The sequence below is a fragment of the Rhodococcus sp. M8 genome, assembly GCF_015654185.1.
In the GTDB taxonomy this organism is placed as follows: domain Bacteria; phylum Actinomycetota; class Actinomycetes; order Mycobacteriales; family Mycobacteriaceae; genus Rhodococcus; species Rhodococcus aetherivorans.
In genome coordinates, this window is the sequence record NZ_CP064065.1 from 1,944,494 (window position 1) to 1,962,922 (window position 18,429).

At 71.6% G+C, this 18,429-nt stretch carries 17 protein-coding genes; 5 read left to right on the forward strand and 12 right to left on the reverse strand.

The features are described 5' to 3' along the window. Window positions 1-18 precede the first annotated feature (18 nt). The gene (locus ISO16_RS08540) at window positions 19-900 is read left to right on the forward strand and encodes an EamA family transporter (protein WP_072635725.1); all 882 of its coding nucleotides are present in this window, start codon (window positions 19-21) and stop codon (window positions 898-900) included. Here ISO16_RS08540 and ISO16_RS08545 read toward each other — a convergent pair. Together ISO16_RS08545 and ISO16_RS08550 are read right to left on the reverse strand one after the other, a co-directional pair. Beyond that, a complete protein-coding gene (locus ISO16_RS08545; RefSeq protein WP_072635726.1) occupies window positions 897-2,519 on the reverse strand; it encodes an MFS transporter in 1,623 nt (540 codons plus the stop codon). The genes ISO16_RS08540 and ISO16_RS08545 overlap by 4 nt on opposite strands. 158 nt (window positions 2,520-2,677) lie before the next feature. Next, on the reverse strand, window positions 2,678-3,595 hold the full coding sequence (locus ISO16_RS08550) for a LysR family transcriptional regulator (protein ID WP_072635727.1): 918 nt from the start codon (window positions 3,593-3,595) through the stop codon (window positions 2,678-2,680). Between the two features lie 68 nt (window positions 3,596-3,663). On the opposite strand from ISO16_RS08550, the gene ISO16_RS08555 reads away from it, so the two are divergent. Both ISO16_RS08555 and ISO16_RS08560 read left to right on the forward strand, forming a co-directional pair. After that, window positions 3,664-4,101, forward strand: coding sequence for a PaaI family thioesterase (locus tag ISO16_RS08555; protein ID WP_072635728.1), 438 nt, complete (start codon window positions 3,664-3,666; stop codon window positions 4,099-4,101). A gap of 58 nt (window positions 4,102-4,159) precedes the next feature. Next, complete coding sequence (locus ISO16_RS08560) at window positions 4,160-4,966, forward strand: class I SAM-dependent methyltransferase (protein WP_072635729.1); 807 nt, start codon at window positions 4,160-4,162, stop codon at window positions 4,964-4,966. A 48-nt stretch (window positions 4,967-5,014) separates the two neighbouring features. On the opposite strand, the gene ISO16_RS08565 is transcribed toward ISO16_RS08560, so the two are convergent. The 8 genes from ISO16_RS08565 to ISO16_RS08600 all read right to left on the reverse strand — a co-directional run bounded on the left by ISO16_RS08565 (window position 5,015) and on the right by ISO16_RS08600 (window position 11,697). Continuing rightward, window positions 5,015-5,335 carry a DUF202 domain-containing protein gene (locus ISO16_RS08565; protein WP_006931270.1) on the reverse strand — a complete coding sequence of 107 codons (321 nt, stop codon included), beginning with the start codon at window positions 5,333-5,335 and terminating at the stop codon, window positions 5,015-5,017. A 25-nt stretch (window positions 5,336-5,360) separates the two neighbouring features. Then, the gene (locus ISO16_RS08570) at window positions 5,361-5,729 is read right to left on the reverse strand and encodes a YidH family protein (RefSeq protein WP_006931271.1); all 369 of its coding nucleotides are present in this window, start codon (window positions 5,727-5,729) and stop codon (window positions 5,361-5,363) included. 60 nt (window positions 5,730-5,789) lie between these two features. Beyond that, the gene (locus tag ISO16_RS08575) at window positions 5,790-6,230 is read right to left on the reverse strand and encodes a QcrA and Rieske domain-containing protein (RefSeq protein ID WP_072635730.1); all 441 of its coding nucleotides are present in this window, start codon (window positions 6,228-6,230) and stop codon (window positions 5,790-5,792) included. 59 nt (window positions 6,231-6,289) lie between these two features. After that, window positions 6,290-6,853: a DUF6529 family protein gene (locus ISO16_RS08580; protein WP_072635731.1), complete on the reverse strand. Its 564-nt coding sequence runs from the start codon at window positions 6,851-6,853 to the stop codon at window positions 6,290-6,292. A gap of 36 nt (window positions 6,854-6,889) precedes the next feature. Further along, on the reverse strand, window positions 6,890-7,534 hold the full coding sequence (locus tag ISO16_RS08585) for a hypothetical protein (protein ID WP_072635732.1): 645 nt from the start codon (window positions 7,532-7,534) through the stop codon (window positions 6,890-6,892). An 88-nt stretch (window positions 7,535-7,622) separates the two neighbouring features. After that, complete coding sequence (locus ISO16_RS08590) at window positions 7,623-8,111, reverse strand: QcrA and Rieske domain-containing protein (RefSeq protein WP_006931276.1); 489 nt, start codon at window positions 8,109-8,111, stop codon at window positions 7,623-7,625. Window positions 8,112-8,212: 101 nt separating this feature from the next. Next, window positions 8,213-9,742 (reverse strand): DHA2 family efflux MFS transporter permease subunit, encoded by a 1,530-nt coding sequence (locus ISO16_RS08595; RefSeq protein WP_072635733.1) that lies wholly within the window; start codon window positions 9,740-9,742, stop codon window positions 8,213-8,215. A gap of 260 nt (window positions 9,743-10,002) precedes the next feature. Then, window positions 10,003-11,697: an FAD-dependent oxidoreductase gene (locus ISO16_RS08600; RefSeq protein WP_072635734.1), complete on the reverse strand. Its 1,695-nt coding sequence runs from the start codon at window positions 11,695-11,697 to the stop codon at window positions 10,003-10,005. Window positions 11,698-11,852: 155 nt separating this feature from the next. On the opposite strand from ISO16_RS08600, the gene ISO16_RS08605 reads away from it, so the two are divergent. Both ISO16_RS08605 and ISO16_RS08610 read left to right on the forward strand, forming a co-directional pair. Continuing rightward, on the forward strand, window positions 11,853-12,653 hold the full coding sequence (locus ISO16_RS08605; protein ID WP_006931283.1) for an acyl-[acyl-carrier-protein] thioesterase: 801 nt from the start codon (window positions 11,853-11,855) through the stop codon (window positions 12,651-12,653). 23 nt (window positions 12,654-12,676) lie between these two features. Beyond that, entirely contained in the window at window positions 12,677-13,168 is a 492-nt protein-coding gene (locus tag ISO16_RS08610) for a SixA phosphatase family protein (protein WP_006931286.1), read from the forward strand. A 24-nt stretch (window positions 13,169-13,192) separates the two neighbouring features. Here ISO16_RS08610 and ISO16_RS08615 read toward each other — a convergent pair whose 3' ends face one another. Together ISO16_RS08615 and ISO16_RS08620 are read right to left on the reverse strand one after the other, a co-directional pair. Continuing rightward, window positions 13,193-14,206 (reverse strand): iron-siderophore ABC transporter substrate-binding protein, encoded by a 1,014-nt coding sequence (locus ISO16_RS08615; protein WP_230304503.1) that lies wholly within the window; start codon window positions 14,204-14,206, stop codon window positions 13,193-13,195. A 175-nt stretch (window positions 14,207-14,381) separates the two neighbouring features. Beyond that, window positions 14,382-18,353, reverse strand: a complete 3,972-nt coding sequence (locus tag ISO16_RS08620) for a DNA-directed RNA polymerase subunit beta' (protein WP_006931290.1) — start codon at window positions 18,351-18,353, stop codon at window positions 14,382-14,384. Window positions 18,354-18,429 lie beyond the last annotated feature (76 nt).

An 18,429-nucleotide genomic window follows, 5' to 3' on the forward strand; every position in this document is an offset into this window, starting at 1 on the left:
CCAGGCCTCGGAGGACGGATGAGCGGCACAGCACCGGCGCCACGGGGCGGCAGCCGGACCGTGCCCGTCGCGGCCGTGCTCGGCTCGGTGCTCTCCCTGCAGTTCGGCGCGGCCTTCGCCAGCACCCTGTTCGACGACGTCGGTGCCCTCGGCACGGTCACGCTGCGGCTGACGCTCGCCGCGGTGATCCTGTGGGCGGTGGTGCGGCCGTCGGTGCGGCACTGGCGCCCGGCGCAGTGGCGCGGCGTGGTCGCGCTCGGGGCGAGCCTGGCCGCGATGAACGGCTTCTTCTATGTGGCGATCGCCCGGCTGCCGCTCGCGGCGGCGGTCACCATCGAGTTCCTCGGACCGCTCGCCCTCGCCGCGGTCCTCTCCCGCCGCCCGCGGGACGCGCTGTGGGTGGCGCTCGCCCTGGCCGGGGTGGTGCTCCTCGGGGCACGCGGCCTCGGCGGGGACGGCGGCGCCCTCGACCCGGCCGGGGTCGGTTTCGCGCTGCTCGCCGCCGCCGGCTGGGCCTGGTACATCGTCGCGGGCTCGCACGTGGCCACCACCGTCTCCGGCGCGGCGGGCCTGACCGTCGCCACCACCGTCGCCGCGGCGCTCGTGCTGCCCCTCGGCCTCGGGACCGCCGGCGCCGGCCTGGCCGATCCCGCGATCCTGGCCGCCGGAGCGGCGGTGGCCCTGCTGTCCTCCGTGGTCCCCTACAGCCTCGAGATGCGGGCGCTGCGCGAGCTGCCGAAGAACGTGTTCGCGATCCTCATCGCTCTCGAACCGGCGGCGGCGGCCCTGGCGGGCGCGCTGGTGCTCGGCCAGTGGGTCCAGCCCGTCGCGGCGATAGGCATCGCGCTGGTGATCGTCGCCGGCGTCGGCGCCCTGCGCGGCAGCGGCGACCAACGCTAGCCGTCCGTGTCCCCGGGCGCGGCCCCCTGCCGCTCGTCCTCCGCCGGCTCGGCGCGTTCGTCCTGCGCGCGGTACGACGCGAGGAGCCGTCTTTCGGCGTCGCGCTTCGGGAAGGCGAAGAACACCAGGACCGCACCGGCGGCGACGACGAGAATGGCGGCGGCATACGCCTTCGTGTCCCCGTCCAGGAACGCGGTGCGCGCGGCGGACATGATGGCGTCGGCGTACTGCGGGTACCGCTCGGCGAGGTCGGCGGCGCTCGCGAACGACTTGGTCAGCGCGGCCTGCGTCTGGTCGCTGATCTCGTCCGCCTCCGGCGACGAGGCGATCGCCGCCGAGATCGACGAAACGTATCCGGCGGTGAGCAACGCCCCGAGGATGGACTGCATCACGGCCCCGCCCAGATCGCGTTGCAGGTCGGCCGTTGCCGACGCCATCCCGGCCCGGGTCACCGGGACCGAGCCGGTCAGCGAGCGGGAGGCGGGCGTGCCGGCGAAACCGACCCCGATCCCCACGAGGCCGTACGCGAGCGCGATCTGCCAGTAACTGGAGGTCTCGTCCCACATCGTCAGCGCGACCGCGAGCCCGAGGAGGATGAACGCGTAGCCGAGCAGCAGGGTGGTGCGCGCACCCCGGCTCTCCACCATCCGGGCCGAGTACGGAGCCACCACGAGCATGCACGCGGCGGCCGGAAGGATCGTCGACCCGGCGGCGAGCGTGGAGTAGCCCAGCACGTTCTGCAGGAACTGCTGACCGACGAACATCGTCCCCATCAGGGTGCCGAACACGATGATGCCCGCCACCGCTGCCACCCAGAACGTCGGCCGCGCGGCCACCTTCAGGTCGAACAGCGGCTCGGGCACCCGCCGCTGCCGCCACACGAATACCGCGCCCGCCACGGCGGTGACGGCGGCGCAGACGAGCGCCGCCGTGCCTCGGCCGCTCTCGGGTGCGAGGTTGACCGTCAGGACGAGCGCCGCCACGAACAGCACCGACACGACACCGCCGACATGATCGACCGGCCCGGAGGTCTCGTTGACGTGCGCGGGAATCAGCACGGCCGCCGCCACGAGGGCGACGGCGGCGAGCGGCACGGTGATCAGAAAGGCCGAGCCCCAGTAGAAGTACTCCAGGAGCAGGCCGGACAGCAGCGGTCCGAGCGCAGCGACCGCACCGCCGGTCGCCGACCACAACGCGATCGCGCGGGTCCGCGAGGCTCCCGACCACAGCGCGGTGATCAGCGCCAGCGTGGTGGGATACGCCAGCCCCGCGGCGAGACCACCGGCCAGCCGGGCCGCGAACAGCACCTCGACGCTCGGCGCGAAGGCCGCCACCAGACACGCGGGTATCGACAGCGCGACGCCGAGCACGAGCAGCTGCTTGCGCCCGTAGCGGTCGCCGATCGCCCCCAGGTACAGCACCGACGCGGCCAGGCCCAGCGAATACCCGACGGCGACCAGGTTCAGTTCCGTCTGGCTCGCGTCGAAGGCCCGGCCGATCGCCGGCAGTGCGATGTTGGCAACCGAGAGATTGAGGTTCGCGACGGCGGCGACCAGGATCAACGTCGCGAGGACGGCCCCGGATCGCCGGGGGCTGCGATCGACCTCGACGGCCGTCACGGCCGCGACCCGTCGTACCGCGATGCGTCCATGTCCCACTCCCGGTGCCGGCTCGGCGCCCGCCGCGTTCGCTCGTACCCCCGGCGAGCAGCGTCCTCGACGATCATGATGACGCACCGAGCGCCGGATTCGGGCCGATTGCGACGACCGGTACGCGATCAGGCGCCGCGGATGATCATCCGCACCAGGTCCCCGGCCGGGCCGGCGAGCTTACGGGGTGGGCGCCACACCGCCCGCAACGTGCGGGCCAGATCCAGGTCCTCGACCTCGACGGTCCGCAATTCGCCGGACGCGAGGTGATCGGCCACGGCGAGGGTGCTGAGCACGGCCGGGCCGACGCCGCCGAGGGCCGCGGTGCGCACCGCGGCGCCGCTGCCGAGCTCGAGCAGCGGCGCCGGCCGCGCGAACTCCCGGAGGGCCAGATCCAGCGTGTGCCGCGTCCCGGAGCCCTCCTCGCGCACGACGAGCGGCGTCGCCGCCAGTTCGGCGACGGTGAGCGGACGCCGGCGCCGCGCCCACGGGTGCGCCGGCGTGACGACCACCACCAGCCGGTCCCGCGCCACGGGGGTGCTGTGCAGTCCCGGTGGGACGGTGGGAGCCTCGACGAACCCGACGTGGCACCGGCCCTCCGCGACCGCGTCGCAGACCTGCCGCGAGTTGTGGACCTGCAGCTGGATCTGCACGTCGTCCCGGAGCCCGCGGAAGCGGCCCAGCCAGCGCGGGATGAGGTGTTCGGCGACCGTCATGCTGGCCGCCACGGTCAGCTCGGCCTGCCGGTCGGCACTCAACGCCGCGGCGGCGTCGAGCAGGCGACGGGCGTCGGCGAGGGTCTGCCGCGCCCAGTGCGCGACCACGGTGCCCTCCGGGGTGAGCGCGGAACCAGCCCGCCCCCGGCGCACGAGCACGGTCCCCAGCTGCTTCTCGAGGCGGCGCACCGCCCGGCTGGCATTGGGCTGCGCGACGCCGGCGGCCCGGGCGGCCGCGCCGAGGCCGCCGTGGTCGTCGATGCCGACGAGCAGCTCCAGAGCGGCGAGGTCCGGCCAGCGAACCGTCGGCGAATGAGGTGACCGCGTCATGCGCGAATGATATGTCCGCCCACGACCCGGCGGTGTGGGGCAGACTGCAGGCCGTGGAACTTCGAGGGGTGGACGACGCGGCGGCGGTGCTCGCGGCCCAACCGTTCAGCGTGCTGGTCGGCGCCCGGGTCACCGCGTACGAGCCGGGCCGCGCGGTGCTCGAGATCCCGCTGCGTCCGGAGTTGCTGCAGCAGTTCGGGTTCGTGCACGGCGGCGTGCTGGCCTACGCCGCGGACAACTCCCTGACCTTCGCGGCGGGAACCGTGCTCGGATCGTCGATCGTGACCACCGGGTTCACGATCGACTACCTGCGCCCGGGCCGCGGCACGCTGCTGCGGGCCGCGGCGACGGTCGTCGACTCGAGCCGGCGACAGGCGCTGTGCCGGTGCGAGATCGTCGCCGTGACCGAGGACGGCACCGAGACACGGGTGGCCGCGGCGCAGGGCGGGGCCCGGGTGATCGACCTCGACCGCCGTTCCGGCCGTGAGCCCGGATCCGGTTCGTAGGCAACGGCGCCGGCCCGGACAGGTCGACTGACCGGGGACCGGAGAGAGGAAGACCGCGATGACGGATCACACCGCCGACGCCTGGGAGATCGCCGCGGCGTACGAGCGCTATGTAGGTCGCTGGAGCCGCCCGGTCGCCTCGAAGTTCCTGCAATGGCTGCCCCCTGCCGGCGCGGGCGCCGCGTGGTGCGATGTGGGGTGCGGGACCGGCGCTCTCGCACACGCCGTCCTTGTCGCCGAGGAACCGTCCCGGGTCGTCGGGGTCGAACCTTCCGAGGGCTTCGCCGCGGCGGCCCGCACTACGGTCGACGATCCCCGCTTCGAGGTCCGGCCGGGTACCGCTGCGGCGATCCCGGCCGTGGACGGCGAGTTCGACCGCGTCGTATCCGGATTGGTCCTCAACTTTCTTCCCGATCCGATCGAGGGTCTTGTCGAGATGCGCCGCGTCACCCGAGCGGGCGGGACGATCGGCGGCTACGTGTGGGACTACGCCGAGGGCATGGAGATGATTCGCGCCTTCTGGGATGCGGCCGTCGAACTGGACGAGGCGGCGCGGGACCGGGACGAGGGTGTCCGCTTCCCGCTCTGCCGGCCCGATCCCCTCCACGACCTGCTCGCGTCTGCAGGTCTCACCGGGGTGCGGATCCAGCCGCTCGAGGTTCCCACCGTGTTCGCCGACTTCGACGATTTCTGGGCGCCGTTCCTCGGCGGTCAGGGACCCGCCCCCGGATATTGCATGTCGCTGCCGGCACGGCGCCGAGCCGAACTGCGGACGGTACTCGATGCCCGACTGCGCCGCGACCGAGCCGGTCGGATCGCGCTGACCGCCCGGGCGTGGGCCTTCCACGGCTCCGCGCCCGATTGACACAGGAGTAGATCGTCCAGCCCGGCTGGAACGGCGACGGTGCGGCGGTCACGCCTGCGACGTGACGATGAGCGTGGCGGCGGCGAGGGCCAGAACGACGACCGTGACGGTCAGGACGATGTTGCGCCACCAGTGATGCCTCGCGCGGCCCTCGATGAAGCGCCTCACGCGCGCCCGGTGCTCGCGCCCGCTCGTCACGAGCAGCACGAGCGCCGGCACCAGGCACAGCAGGCCGATCACCACCACCACGGGCGCCGGGCCGGGCGCCAGGCGCAGGAACAGCAGGACCACCGCTCCCAGCCCGGTCGCCGTGCGCAGCCACGCGAGCGTGGTGCGCTCGGGCTGCAGGCCCGGATCGTCGTGTCTCATCGTCGGCCCGAACGCGGCGGCGCGGTCATATCAGGAGGGCCGCGGCGAGGGCCACGGCCCCGACCGCCAGCATCGCCGCGAGCAGGAAGGCGATCCGCGGCGGCGGCAGGGGACGTTCGGTGCGCATCGCGGCCTCGATCTGCAGCCAGCGCCGCAGGGCGGCGATCACCAGGAGCGCGGAGAACACCAGCAACGTGCACGACAGCGTGGTCCGCACCACCGGCCCCACGACGTCGCCGGCGAAGGTCTCGAGCGCGACGGCCGCCGCGATGACGCCGAGCGCGGTGCGGATCCACGCGAGGAACGTGCGTTCGTTCGCGAGGGTGAAGCGGGCGTCGGGTTCGGCGCCTTCACGCAACGCCCGCGGCCGCCAGTCGCGCAGAGGTCTGGTCACGCCGTCGACCCTATCCCGGTGCCGTCCGATGAGACCGTCGAGGTGGGACGGCGAACCCGGTCAGGCGAGGGTGATCTCGCCGTTCTCGACGGTGACGGCCCTGCTTTCGAGAGGACGCGCGGCGGGTCCGTTCGCGACGGTGCCGTCGAGGTTGAAACGACTGCCGTGGCAGGGACAGTTGATCGTGCCGTCCTGCACGGCCGCGACCGTGCAGCCCTGATGGGTGCAGATCGCGCTGAACGCGAGCACCTCGCCCGCGGCCGGCTGGGTCACCACGACCTTCTGATCGGGGAAGATCCGTCCCCCGCCCACGGGAATGTCGGCGACGGCCGCGAGGGGCTGTCCCGCGGCCGCCCCGGTGCCGGCGTCCTCCGCCGCGGAGGTCTGCCCGGAGGCCGGCTCGTCGCCGTAGGTGCTGCAGGCCGCCGTGGCGGCGACGGCGGCAACGCCGGCACCCAGGAGCACCGAACGACGGCTGACGGGAAACTGCTCGAGATCCATTTTCCGGCTCCGATCACGGGAGGGACAGTAGGGGTGGGAAAGACAGTAGGGGTGGGCCGTCAGAACGTGAGGCCCGTCGTGCGGAAGAAGTACAGCGCCGAGGTCGACCACACGACCACGATCGCCGTGAACAGGGCGCCGCCGGCCACCGGAACCGCCCATCCCGGCAGGCCTCGCCGGCTCAGCAGCAGCATCTTGGCCACGAACGCCCCGTAGAAGAGGCATCCGGCGAGCGAGTGCCACAGCACCCGCGGCTCGCCGGTGCGAAAACCGAGCGCGTACAGGCAGTGCACCGCGACGGGGACGGTGGCCAGCACCGCGAGGCGGCCCGACCACACGTGCAGGGTCCCGATCCAGCTCGGCGCCCGCAGTCCCGGCATCCGTCCGTACATCACGGCCGCCGAGGCGAGCTGAACCAGTGCGAGCACGCCGGCGAGGGTCGCCAGCCAGGCCTTGACGGCGGTCGGACTGGAGAACCCGGCGACGTTGATCGAGAAGAAGGTCGGCTCGTGCACACTGCCGTACACACCGAGCCCGACCGCGACGAGGGCACCCACCAGGAACGCGACCACGACGGGGGCCGTTCGCGGCGGTGCGACGGGATGGACCTGCGGTGTGCTCATCCGTCCTCCTCCCGGTGTCACCGCGCGGTGGCACCGTCAGAATGTGTCACTGCCGGACACCGGGTCGGCGGTCACGACCACCCCGTCGACGACCGCCGTCCCGTCCGGCGCCAGGGCCGGGGCGGGCGCGGTGCCGCCGTCGCCGGCGCGGCGCACACCGGTGACCGTCCCGTCCTGCGTGACGATCCAGCTGGCCCGGACGTCGCCCACGTTCGCGAGGTAGAGGCCGGCCGGGGGTTCGGCCGGCGCGGCGTCGAAGGTCCAGCTCCGGTCACCGAGCCACAGGGTGCCGCGCACCGTCGTGCCGTCGAACTCGCCGTCGAGGCGGGCATCGTCGCGGCCCTCGAGCTCGAGCCTGCCGTCCTCGGCGTCGCCGGACAGCCAGGACTCGACTGCGCTGCCGTCGCACGCGTACGCGACGGCGTCCTCGCCCTCGACGGCGATCGCGAGCGTGAGGGTTCCGGTGGCGACGGGGATCTGCGCGACGTAGGTGGCCTGCGCGGGGAAGGCCACGGCGGTCGAGGGCGCAGCCGTCGTGGTGGGGGCCGGCGCGGACGTGGCGGCCGGCCCGGGGGCGGGCGGCGTGGGGCCGCCGTCCTCCTTGGAGACGTTGACCGCGAGCAGGACCGCGGCGAGCACCACCACCGCCGCCAACGTGATCAACGGCCCCCTGCGCACCATCGGGTCCCCTCGCCGGTCCGCACTTCAATGATGATGTCGCGGTCGAATCTACTCCGCCGCCGCCCGCCCGCTCAGCGAATCGCCCGCATCAGTCGACGACGACGTCCGCACCGCGGGCCGCGGCCGGACGTGCCTTGAGCGGCTTGCGGGCGGGACCCTTGCTCACGGTCCCGTCCAGACGGAACCGGCTGCCGTGACAGTCGCAGACGATCTCGTCGGCCTCGACGCCGGTGATGTTGCAGCCCGAGTGGGTGCACAGCGCGACGAACGCCCGGTAGTCCCCGGCGACGGGTTGCGTCACCACGAGACGCTTGTCGGCGAACAGGACGCCGCTGCCCACCGGGATGTCGGCCGCGGCAGCCACGACCGCGGCGTCCGGACCGGGCTCAGGCGGCGTGGTCGGTGCGGCGGAGGTGCCGTCGGCGCCACCCTGGTCGGCCTCGGCACCGCACGCGGACAGGACTGCGGCGGCCGCGACCGCACCGGCACCGCCGAAGAGGGCGCGCCGGCACAGACGCGGCTGTCCGGGTGCCTCGTCCGTCGCGGCGGGGCCTCGGTGGGTGGGTTCGATGCTCATTGGGTCGTCCGTTCGGGTCGCCGTCGTGCTGCCGGAACGAGGTTAGCCGCAGACACGGAGAGGGGGCCGCGACGTACGTCACGGCCCCCTCGGACGGCCGGCTAGTGGACGGCCACCGGCTGCAGTCCCTCCCCGGCCGGATGCTTGACGCGCGTACGCGGCAGGAACAGCGCCGGGATCACCGCGAGGGCCATGAGGACGGTCGCGACGAGGAACGTGGTCGCGAACGCGTCCGCGAGCGAGGTGAGGATCGACTCCTGCATCGGTGCGGGCAGCTGTTCCAGAGCTGCCGGGTCCATCTGCCCGCCGCCCTCGGGCACCCCCGCCGGGGTCGCCAGGCGGCTGCTCAGGATCACCGACATGGTCGCGGTGCCCACGGAGCCGGCGGCCTGCTGGACGATGTTCATCAGCGTCGACCCGCGGGCCACGCTCTGATGGGTCAGCGTCTGCAGCGCGGCCGTCATCGTCGGCATCATCGTGGCACCCATGCCCATGCCCATGACGAACAGCGCACCGAGCAGCAGCACGTACGACGTGTCCGTGCCCACCTGCGTGAAGACGGCCATGCCGAGCGTGACGAGGGTCAGGCCGACGAGCACGATCTTCCCGGGTCCGATCCGGTCGACGAGCCGGCCGGCGACCGGCATGGTGAGCATGGCGCCGAGGCCCTGCGGCGCGAGCAGGATGCCCGCCGCCAGGGTCGACTCGCCCCGCACCTGGAGGAAGTAGCTGGGGAACAGCAGTCCTGCGCCGAAGAACGCGATCGCGAACACCGACATGGTGAGCACCGCGAACGTCAGTTGGCGGTTGCGGAACAGGTACAGGTCGATGAGCGGGTTCCGGGCACGCAGGGCGTGGAACACGAACGCGACGATCAGCGCGGCGCCGATCGCGCCCGGCACGAGGACCCGCGTCGCGGCGACGGTGCCGACCTCCGGGATGGACGAGACGCCGAACAGGAACAGCGCCAGACCCGGCGACAGGAGCGCCATGCCGACGAAGTCGAAGGACTCGGACCGGCTGGGGCGGTCCTTCGGCAGGATCAGCACGGAGGCGACGAGGGCCACGACGCCGATGGGCAGGTTGATCAGGAAGATCCAGTGCCAGCTGGCGGTGTCGATCAGCCAGCCGCCGAGGATCGGGCCCCCGATCGGGCCCAGCAGCATCGGGATGCCGAGCACCGCCATCACGCGGCCGACCCGGTGCGGTCCCGCGGCGTGGGTCATGATCGTCATGCCCAGCGGCATGAGCATGCCGCCGCCCAGGCCCTGCACCACGCGGAACCCGATGAGCGACGTGATGTCCCACGCCATGCTGCACAGCACGGACCCGGCGACGAACAGGACGAGGGCGGCGAGGTACAGCCGTTTGGTGCCGAACCGGTCCGCGGCCCAGCCCGTGAGCGGAATCACGCTGGCCAGCGCCAGCGTGTAGGCGGTCATCGTCCACGCGACGGTCGCGTAGCTGGAGTCGAAGTCCTCCATGAACGTCGGCACGGCGACGGAGACGACCGTCACGTCGAGGATCGACATGATGGCGCCGAGCACCACCACCGACGCGATCTTCAGAACTGCCGCGTCGAGCTTGTCGCTCGCCGGCGCGGCGGCCGGGCCCGCATGGGGGGCTGTCATGGGTCGGTCCTCTCGAGGCGCGATGGCAGGCAGACCTGCCAGGATGGGATCGAGGGGGCCGGGCACCACGTCGTACCGGGCGGCGACGACGATCTCGGCGCGAGCCGCGTGTCACCCTCGACGTGCCCGGCGACCAGCGCGCGCCCCGACAGCGCGGCGGATCGACATCCCGGCCTGCGCTCCCCCGGCGGACGTCGCCGCGGGCGGTGCCGGGCACCGCCGAAAGATACTAGTCCCGACGCAGGCGGAGCCCCAACCGATTATCGGCGCACCAGACGCAGCAGGCTTCGCCCCGGCCGCGGGCGCCCGGCCGCGGTCTCCGTGAGGCGGGCGCGGTCGGTCAGCTTGACGCGCGCCCGGCCGGCGGCGCGGCCGGCCGCCCGCTCGGCCCCGTCGATCTCGTGCCATCCGCTCAGGCCCACCCGGGTGGGCCGCCGCTGCCCGAGCAGGCGATCGAGTTCCCGCCGGCCACCGGCCGGACGCGCGAGCCGGCCGGCGTCGAAGTCGGCGAGCAGGGCCGCGACCGTCTCCTTGGCGCACGCCTTGTTGGTTCCGATCACGCCGCTCGGACCGCGCTTGATCCACCCGGTGACGTACACGCCGGGTCCGGCGGCGGTGACCCGCCCGCCCTCGTTGGGGACGATTCCCCGTCGCTCGTCGAACGGCACTCCCGGGAGGGGGACCCCGCGGTAGCCGATCGAGCGCAGCACCAGCTGCGCGTCGAGGTGCAGGGCCTGCCCGGCGGGCCGGGCGACGAGCGCACCGTCGTCGCCGGCGATCAGGTCGTTGCGTACCGCGCGCAGTCCGGTGACCCGTTCGGTGCCCTCGATCTCGGTGGGCGACACGAGATAGCGGAACACGATGCGCTTGTTCCCCGGCCGGGGCTCGCGGCGCGCGTACTCGCGCGCGAGCCGCATGCGCATCGCGACCGCCGGGTCGGCGGCGGCGAGCGCCGCGCTGGCGGGATCGAGCTCGAGCTCGGTCTCGTCGACGACGACGTCGACGCCGTTCAGATCGCCGAGGGCGAGGAACTCGGGGTTGCTGTAGGCCGCCTGGGCCGGACCCCGGCGGCCCAGCAGGACGACCTCGCGGATGTTGCTCCGGCGCAGCGCCTCGAGGGCGTGATCGGCGATGTCGGTGCGGGCCAGCTCGTCGACGTCCATGGTGAGGATGCGAGCGACGTCGAGGGCGACGTTGCCGTTGCCGACCACGACCGCGCGTTCGCCGGACAGGTCGAAGACCCGGTCGGCGTAGTCGGGGTGGCCGTTGTACCAGGCGACGAACTCGGTGGCGGCGTGGCTGCCGGGAAGGTCCTCGCCGGCGATGCCGAGGTTGCGGTCGGCGGACGCCCCGGTCGCGTAGACGACGGCGTGGTGATGGGCGAGCAGCTCGGCGTGGTCGATGTCGCGGCCGACCTCGACGTCGAGGTGCAGGGCGAACGCGTCGCGGCGGAACGACCATTCGAACGACTCGGTGACGGCCTTGGTACCGGGGTGGTCGGGTGCGACACCGCTGCGGACGAGTCCCCAGGGGGTGGGGAGCCGGTCGAACATGTCCACCTCGACGTTCGAGCGCTCGAGCAGTTCCTGCGCGGCGTAACAGGCCGCCGGACCGGCACCGACGACCGCCACGCGCAGGGTGCCCTGCCCCCGCGGCGGGGCCGGGACGGGTGTCAGCGGGATCCAGTTCTCGGGCATCGGGTGCGCCGTGTAGTAGTCGGCGTTGATGTCCTTGAACCGGGCCTGAGCCTCGGTGAGCCGGTCCTCCGGGAAGATCGCCTCGACCGGGCATGCGTCCGCGCACGCGCCGCAGTCGATGCAGGCCTGCGGGTCGATGTGCAGCATCTCGGTCTGCGCGAACTCCCGCTCCTCGGGCGTGGGATGGATGCAGTTCACCGGGCACACGGCGACGCAGCTCGCGTCGTTGCAGCACGTCTGGGTGATCACATAGGCCATGTCGTGTCCTCGAAGAGCCGGGACCGGATTTCATGTGACATCCGGTAACAGTTAACTCCACTGTAGCCTCGATGTCTCGCCCCTCGCAAGATTCGCTGCAGCCCTGCCCCGCAGCTGTCAGAATCGGCAGGGGCCGACGACGAGCAGGGGGACGAATGGGTTCGGACACGGCCGCGAAACCGGCACCGGAGAAGTCCGCGGCGGAGGACGCGCTGGCGCAGCCCCTCGGGGCCGCTCCCCCGCCCGACGACGCGTTCCGGTCCACGCGCACGGTGCGCACCGGCGACGTCGACAACCGGGAACGGCTCCGTCTCGACGGCGTGGCCCGCTACCTGCAGGACATCGGCACCGACAACCTCGACGCCGTCGACGCCACCGCCACCGACCCGCTGTGGATCGTGCGCCGCACCGTCGTCGACGTGCACCGGCCGGCCCGCTTCCGCGAACAACTCGAACTGCGCCGGTGGTGCGACGCCTTGTCCACGCGATGGGCCAACGTCCGCGTGCGGCTCGACGGCACCGGCGACGCCCTGATCGACACCTCGGCGTTCTGGATCAACATCGGGCCCACCAACGGGATGCCGGCCCGGATCAGCGACCGGCTCTGGGAGCACATGGCCCGCCATGCGGAGGACACCCGGCTGCGATGGCGGGCATGGCTGCCGCCCACGCCGTCCGACGACGCCGACGCCGGCACGGCCTTCCCGCTACGGGCCACCGACATCGACCCGTTCGACCACGTCAACAACGCCGCCTACTGGCACGGCATCGAGGAGCACCTGGCCGGCCGGCCGGAGCTGCAGACCGCGCCGTACCGTGCGGTGATCGAGCACCTTCGGCCGGTCGTCGCCGGCGACGCGCTGGTCCTGCGCGCCCGTCACGAGACCGACGCGCTGACCCTGTGGTTCACGGTCGGCGACGAGGTGCGCGCGGTGGCACGCGTCGGCCGCCGGTGACCCTGACCACCTAGGGTGAACCCATGACCCGCACCCTGATCCTGTTGCGGCACGGGAAGTCCGCGTACCCGGACGGCGTCGCCGATCACGAGCGCCCCCTCGCCCCACGGGGACGACGCGAGGCCGGCCTCGCCGGACGCTGGCTGCGGGCCCACCAGCCCCCGATCGACGCCGTGCTGTGCTCGAGCGCGACGCGCGCCCGCAAGACCCTGGCGGAGGCCGCCGTCGAGGTCCCCACGGAGATCCTCGACGACCTCTACGAGGCCACGCCGGGGAAGATCGTCGACGCGATCCGCCAGGTCCCGGACGACGTGTCGACCCTGCTCGTGGTGGGCCACGAGCCCGTCCTGTCCGCGACGACGCTGCTGCTCTCGGACGACCACGACTCGGATGCCGCCCGTCAGATCATCGAGAAGTTCCCGACCTCCGCGGTGGCGGTGCTGGCGGTGCGGGGGCCGTGGCACGACCTGGGCCCGCGTGGTGCGGCCCTGGTCGACTTCCACATCCCGCGCTGACCGGGACGCCGACCGGGAATCGCCCTATTCGGCCGCGGCGGCGAGCGCCTCGAGATAGGCGTCGATGCCCCACGTCAGCGACAGCACGGTCGGCGGCGACACAGCGGCGATGAGCTCGGTGCCGTTGACCTTCGCGACCCGACCGTCGGTCACCTGCCCCATGGTCCGCGCCCACGGCTGGGCGAGCGTGCGCTCCTGGGCCGCGGTGTCGTCGGCGTAGGAGAGCAGGATGTCGCTGGTGAGCTTGCCGGCCTCCTCGAAGCTGAGGGTGAAGTAGAAGCTGGACTCGTCGGTGCTCAGCTCGGCCACGCTGGGTGCGCTCACCAGACCGAGGTCGGTGAGGAACTCCACGCGCGAGTCGGCCGGCTTGTAGACGTAGAAGGTGTCGCCGGTGTCCCAGACCGCGGCGACGGTCCTGCCCCGCAGCTGCGGATAGGCTGCCGCCTTCTCCGCGATGGTGGCCTCGGTGTCGGCGATCAGCCGGTCCGCCTCGCCGGATCTGCCGAGCGCCTGCCCGACGGTGGCGACGACGTCGCGCCACGGGGTGGCCCACGGCTCGTCCGGGTACGCGACGGTCGGCGCGATCCGGCTCAGCGTCTCGTACTGCTCCCGGGTGAGCCCGGAGTAGTTGGCGAGAATGACGTCCGGCCGCGCCGCCGCGATCTGCTCCACCGGCACGTCCGTGCCGTCGTTCGGCAGGACGGCCGGTGTCTCGGCGCCCAGCTCGGCGAGCCGGTCCCCGATCCACGGCAGCACCCCCTGCGCGTCGCCGCCGTAGGACTGGGCCGGGATGGCAACGGGCACGACGCCGAGCGCGAGCGCGGCGTCGGTGCTGCCGAAGCCCCACGTGACCACCCGCTCGGGTTCGCCGTCGAGCGTCGTGCTGCCGAGGGCGTGTTCGATCGTGACCGGGAACGCGCCTCCGGCCGCGGACGACGACTCGCCGGCCTCGTCGCTCCCCGACGAGCACGCGGTCAGGACGAACGTGAGAGCGAGTCCGGCTGCGGCGAGCAGCCTCGGGATTCGGGTCGACGGCACAGGCGTTCCCTTCGGGTTGTTAGGAGTGCCTACCCAAACTAGCCGACGACCGGCGCGGCCGTGACGCCCACCCCGGAAACCAGGAAGGCCCCGCCCCCGAAGAGAAGAGGGCGGGACCTTCGTGGCCACGGCAGAGAGCCGGGCCGCAGCCGGTTTCCCGGCCGCGGCGACGGATCTACCGGTAGTCGCTGGAGTAACCGTAATCGTCGAGCGGAACCGCAGCGCCGGTGTTCTGGCCGAAGCCCTCCGGCGAGTAGTACTGATCCTCGTACGACGGGATCGCGTACGCGGCCGCGCGGGCCTCCTCGGTCGGCTGCACCTGGATGTTCCGGTACCGGTTGATGCCGGTGCCGGCCGGGATCAGCTTGCCGATGATCACGTTCTCCTTCAGACCGATCAGCTTGTCCGAGCGGCAGTTGATCGCCGCGTCGGTCAGCACGCGAGTGGTCTCCTGGAACGACGCCGCCGACAGCCACGAATCGGTGGCCAGCGACGCCTTGGTGATACCCATGAGCACGGGACGACCGGCAGCCGGCTCGCCGCCCTCGGCGACGACCCGCCGGTTGGAGGCCTCGAACTCGCTGCGCTCGACCAGCGAACCGGGCAGGAACTCCGTCGAACCCGAGTCGATGATCGTGACGCGACGCAGCATCTGGCGCACGATGACCTCGATGTGCTTGTCGTGGATCGACACACCCTGGCTGCGGTACACCTCCTGAACCTCGTTCACGAGGTGGACCTGCACCTGACGCGGACCCATGACACGCAGCACCTCGTGCGGATCGGCAGCACCCTCGAGGAGCTGCTGACCGACCTCCACGTGGTCGCCGTCGGCGAGGATGCCCTCGGTGCCGTTCGCCTTGCGGATCACGTGCAGACGCTGACGCTTCGACAGCTTGTCGTACACGACCTCCTCGCCGCCGTCGTCCGGGACGATGGTGATCTTGTAGAAGCGGTCGTCGTCCTCGAGGCGCACGCGGCCGGAGACGTCGGCGATGGGCGCCTTGCCCTTCGGGACGCGGGCCTCGAACAGCTCCTGCACTCGCGGCAGACCGCCGGTGATGTCCTCACCGACGCCACCCTGGTGGAACGTACGCATCGTCAGCTGCGTACCGGGCTCACCGATCGACTGCGCGGCGACGATACCGACGGCCTCGCCGATGTCGACGAGCTTGCCGGTCGCCATCGAGCGGCCGTAGCAGGTGGCGCACACGCCGGTGCCGGTGTCGCAGGTCAGCACGGAGCGGACCTTGACCTTCCGGATGCCGGCGGCCAGCAGGGCCTCGATCGCCGGGTCGCCGAGGTCGCTGCCCCGGGTGACGACGACGTTGCCGTCCGCGTCGACCGCATCGGTGGCCAGCGTACGGGCGTACGTGCTGGTCTCGATGTGGGCGTCGCGCACCAGGCGGCCGGTCTCGTTGCCCGCGCCGTCGCGCTCGGGCTCGGCGATGACCATCTCGATACCGCGCGGGGTGCCGCAGTCGGTCTCGCGGACGATGACGTCCTGCGACACGTCGACCAGACGACGGGTCAGGTAACCCGAGTCGGCGGTACGGAGCGCGGTGTCGGCCAGACCCTTACGGGCACCGTGGGTGTTGATGAAGTACTCGAGCACGGTCAGGCCCTCACGGAACGAGGACTTGATCGGGCGCGGGATGAACTCACCCTTCGGGTTCGTCACCAGACCCTTCATGCCCGCGAGCGAGCGGATCTGGGTCATGTTGCCCGCGGCGCCGGACTTCACGATCGTCGGGATCGGGTTGTCGTCCGGGTAGTGCGCCTCCATGGCCTGACCGACCTCTTCGGTCGCCTCCTGCCACAGCTTGACGAGCGAGTCGCGCCGCTCCTCCTTCGAGAGGGCACCACGAGCGAACTTGCGCTCGAGCTGATCCGCGGACGCTTCGTAGCGCTCGAGGATCTCCTTCTTCTCCGGCGGCACCAGCACGTCGGCCATCGACACGGTGACACCCGAACGAGTGGCCCAGTAGAAGCCGGCGTCCTTGAGCTTGTCGACGGTCTGCGCGACGACGATCATCGGGTAACGCTCGGCCAGATCGTTGATGATCGCGGCCTGACGCTTCTTCGGCATGACGTCGTTGACGAAGCCGTAGTTCACCGGCAGCAGCTCGTTGAACAGCACGCGACCGAGCGTGGTCTGCACGGTCCAGCCGTCACCGTAGTTCCAGCCGTCGGGGAACAGCTCGGCCTCGACGTCCTTCGGCGGGCGCTGCCGCGTCAGGCGCACCTTGATCGGGGCCTGCACCGAGAGCACGCCGCGGTCGACGGCCATGATGGCCTCGGCCGGGGACGAGTACACGCCCTGCTCCGGCTCGTCGTCGGTGGCCGGCCGGTACGCGCCCGGCGCGTCCTCGACCAGGCGGGTCAGGTGGAACAGACCGGTCACCATGTCCAGACGCGGCATGGCGAGCGGACGACCCGACGCCGGCGACAGGATGTTGTTCGACGACAGCATCAGCACGCGGGCCTCGGCCTGCGCCTCCGCGGACAGCGGCAGGTGCACGGCCATCTGGTCACCGTCGAAGTCGGCGTTGAACGCCTCACACACGAGCGGGTGCAGCTGGATGGCCTTGCCCTCGACGAGCTGCGGCTCGAACGCCTGGATACCGAGGCGGTGCAGCGTGGGAGCACGGTTGAGCAGCACGGGGTGCTCGTTGATGACCTCTTCGAGGACGTCCCACACCTGCGGGCGCTGCCGCTCGACCATGCGCTTCGCGGACTTGATGTTCTGCGCGTGGTTCAGGTCGACCAGGCGCTTCATCACGAACGGCTTGAACAGCTCGAGCGCCATCAGCTTCGGCAGACCGCACTGGTGCAGCTTGAGCTGCGGGCCGACGACGATGACCGAACGGCCGGAGTAGTCGACGCGCTTGCCGAGCAGGTTCTGACGGAACCGGCCCTGCTTGCCCTTGAGGAGGTCGGACAGCGACTTCAGCGGACGGTTGCCCGGGCCGGTGACCGGCCGGCCACGACGGCCGTTGTCGAACAACGCGTCCACGGACTCCTGCAGCATCCGCTTCTCGTTGTTGACGATGATCTCGGGGGCGCCGAGGTCGATCAGTCGCTTGAGGCGGTTGTTGCGGTTGATGACGCGGCGGTACAGGTCGTTCAGGTCGGAGGTCGCGAAGCGGCCACCGTCGAGCTGCACCATCGGACGCAGCTCCGGCGGGATCACCGGCACCGCATCGAGAACCATGCCCATGGGCGAGTTACCGGACTGCTGGAACGCCGCGACGACCTTCAGTCGCTTCAGGGCGCGCAGCTTCTTCTGGCCCTTGCCGCTGCGGATGGTCTCGCGCAGCGACTCGGCCTCGGCGTCGATGTCGAAGTTCTCGATGAGCTTCTGGATCGACTCGGCACCCATCGCGCCGGTGAAGTACTCGCCGTAGCGGTCCTGCAGCTCGCGGTAGAGCAGCTCGTCGACGATCAGGTCCTTCGGCTTGAGCTTGGTGAAGGTGTTCCAGATCTCCTCGAGCCGGTCCAGCTCACGCTGGGCGCGGTCGCGCAGCTGACGCATCTCGCGCTCGCCGCCGTCCTTGACCTTGCGGCGGACGTCGGACTTGGCACCCTCCGCCTCGAGCTCGGCCAGGTCGGCCTCGAGCTTCTGCGCGCGGGCCTCGAGGTCGGCGTCGCGCTGATCGGCGACGGACTTCTTCTCGACCTCCATCTCGGCCTCGAGGGTCGAGAGCTCGTTGTGGCGCAGCTCGTCGTCCACCGCCGTGATGACGTACGCGGCGAAGTAGATGATCTTCTCGAGATCCTTCGGCGCCAGGTCGAGCAGGTAGCCGAGGCGGCTCGGCACACCCTTGAAGTACCAGATGTGCGTGACCGGCGCGGCGAGCTCGATGTGGCCCATGCGCTCACGACGCACCTTGGCGCGAGTGACCTCGACGCCGCAGCGCTCACAGATGATGCCCTTGAAGCGGACACGCTTGTACTTGCCGCAGTAGCACTCCCAGTCCCGGGTGGGGCCGAAGATCTTCTCGCAGAAGAGGCCGTCCTTCTCGGGCTTGAGCGTGCGGTAGTTGATGGTCTCCGGCTTCTTGACCTCGCCGTACGACCAGTTGCGGATGTCCTCCGCAGTGGCCAGGCCGATGCGGAGTTCATCGAAGAAGTTGACGTCGAGCACGTAACTTCCTTTCCCCTTTACGGGTTTTGTTGCTGCTAGTTGTCGCTATCGCTGCCGGGGCCCGATGAGATACGCG

Coding starts and splice junctions, on each gene's coding strand:
- ISO16_RS08540 (WP_072635725.1), top strand. CDS start 19: ATGAGCGGCACAGCACCGGCGCCACGGGGCGGCAGCCGGACCGTGCCC.
- ISO16_RS08550 (WP_072635727.1), bottom strand. CDS start 3,595: ATGACGCGGTCACCTCATTCGCCGACGGTTCGCTGGCCGGACCTCGCC.
- ISO16_RS08560 (WP_072635729.1), top strand. CDS start 4,160: ATGACGGATCACACCGCCGACGCCTGGGAGATCGCCGCGGCGTACGAG.
- ISO16_RS08565 (WP_006931270.1), bottom strand. CDS start 5,335: ATGAGACACGACGATCCGGGCCTGCAGCCCGAGCGCACCACGCTCGCG.
- ISO16_RS08575 (WP_072635730.1), bottom strand. CDS start 6,230: ATGGATCTCGAGCAGTTTCCCGTCAGCCGTCGTTCGGTGCTCCTGGGT.
- ISO16_RS08580 (WP_072635731.1), bottom strand. CDS start 6,853: ATGAGCACACCGCAGGTCCATCCCGTCGCACCGCCGCGAACGGCCCCC.
- ISO16_RS08585 (WP_072635732.1), bottom strand. CDS start 7,534: ATGGTGCGCAGGGGGCCGTTGATCACGTTGGCGGCGGTGGTGGTGCTC.
- ISO16_RS08590 (WP_006931276.1), bottom strand. CDS start 8,111: ATGAGCATCGAACCCACCCACCGAGGCCCCGCCGCGACGGACGAGGCA.
- ISO16_RS08595 (WP_072635733.1), bottom strand. CDS start 9,742: ATGACAGCCCCCCATGCGGGCCCGGCCGCCGCGCCGGCGAGCGACAAG.
- ISO16_RS08600 (WP_072635734.1), bottom strand. CDS start 11,697: ATGGCCTATGTGATCACCCAGACGTGCTGCAACGACGCGAGCTGCGTC.
- ISO16_RS08605 (WP_006931283.1), top strand. CDS start 11,853: ATGGGTTCGGACACGGCCGCGAAACCGGCACCGGAGAAGTCCGCGGCG.
- ISO16_RS08610 (WP_006931286.1), top strand. CDS start 12,677: ATGACCCGCACCCTGATCCTGTTGCGGCACGGGAAGTCCGCGTACCCG.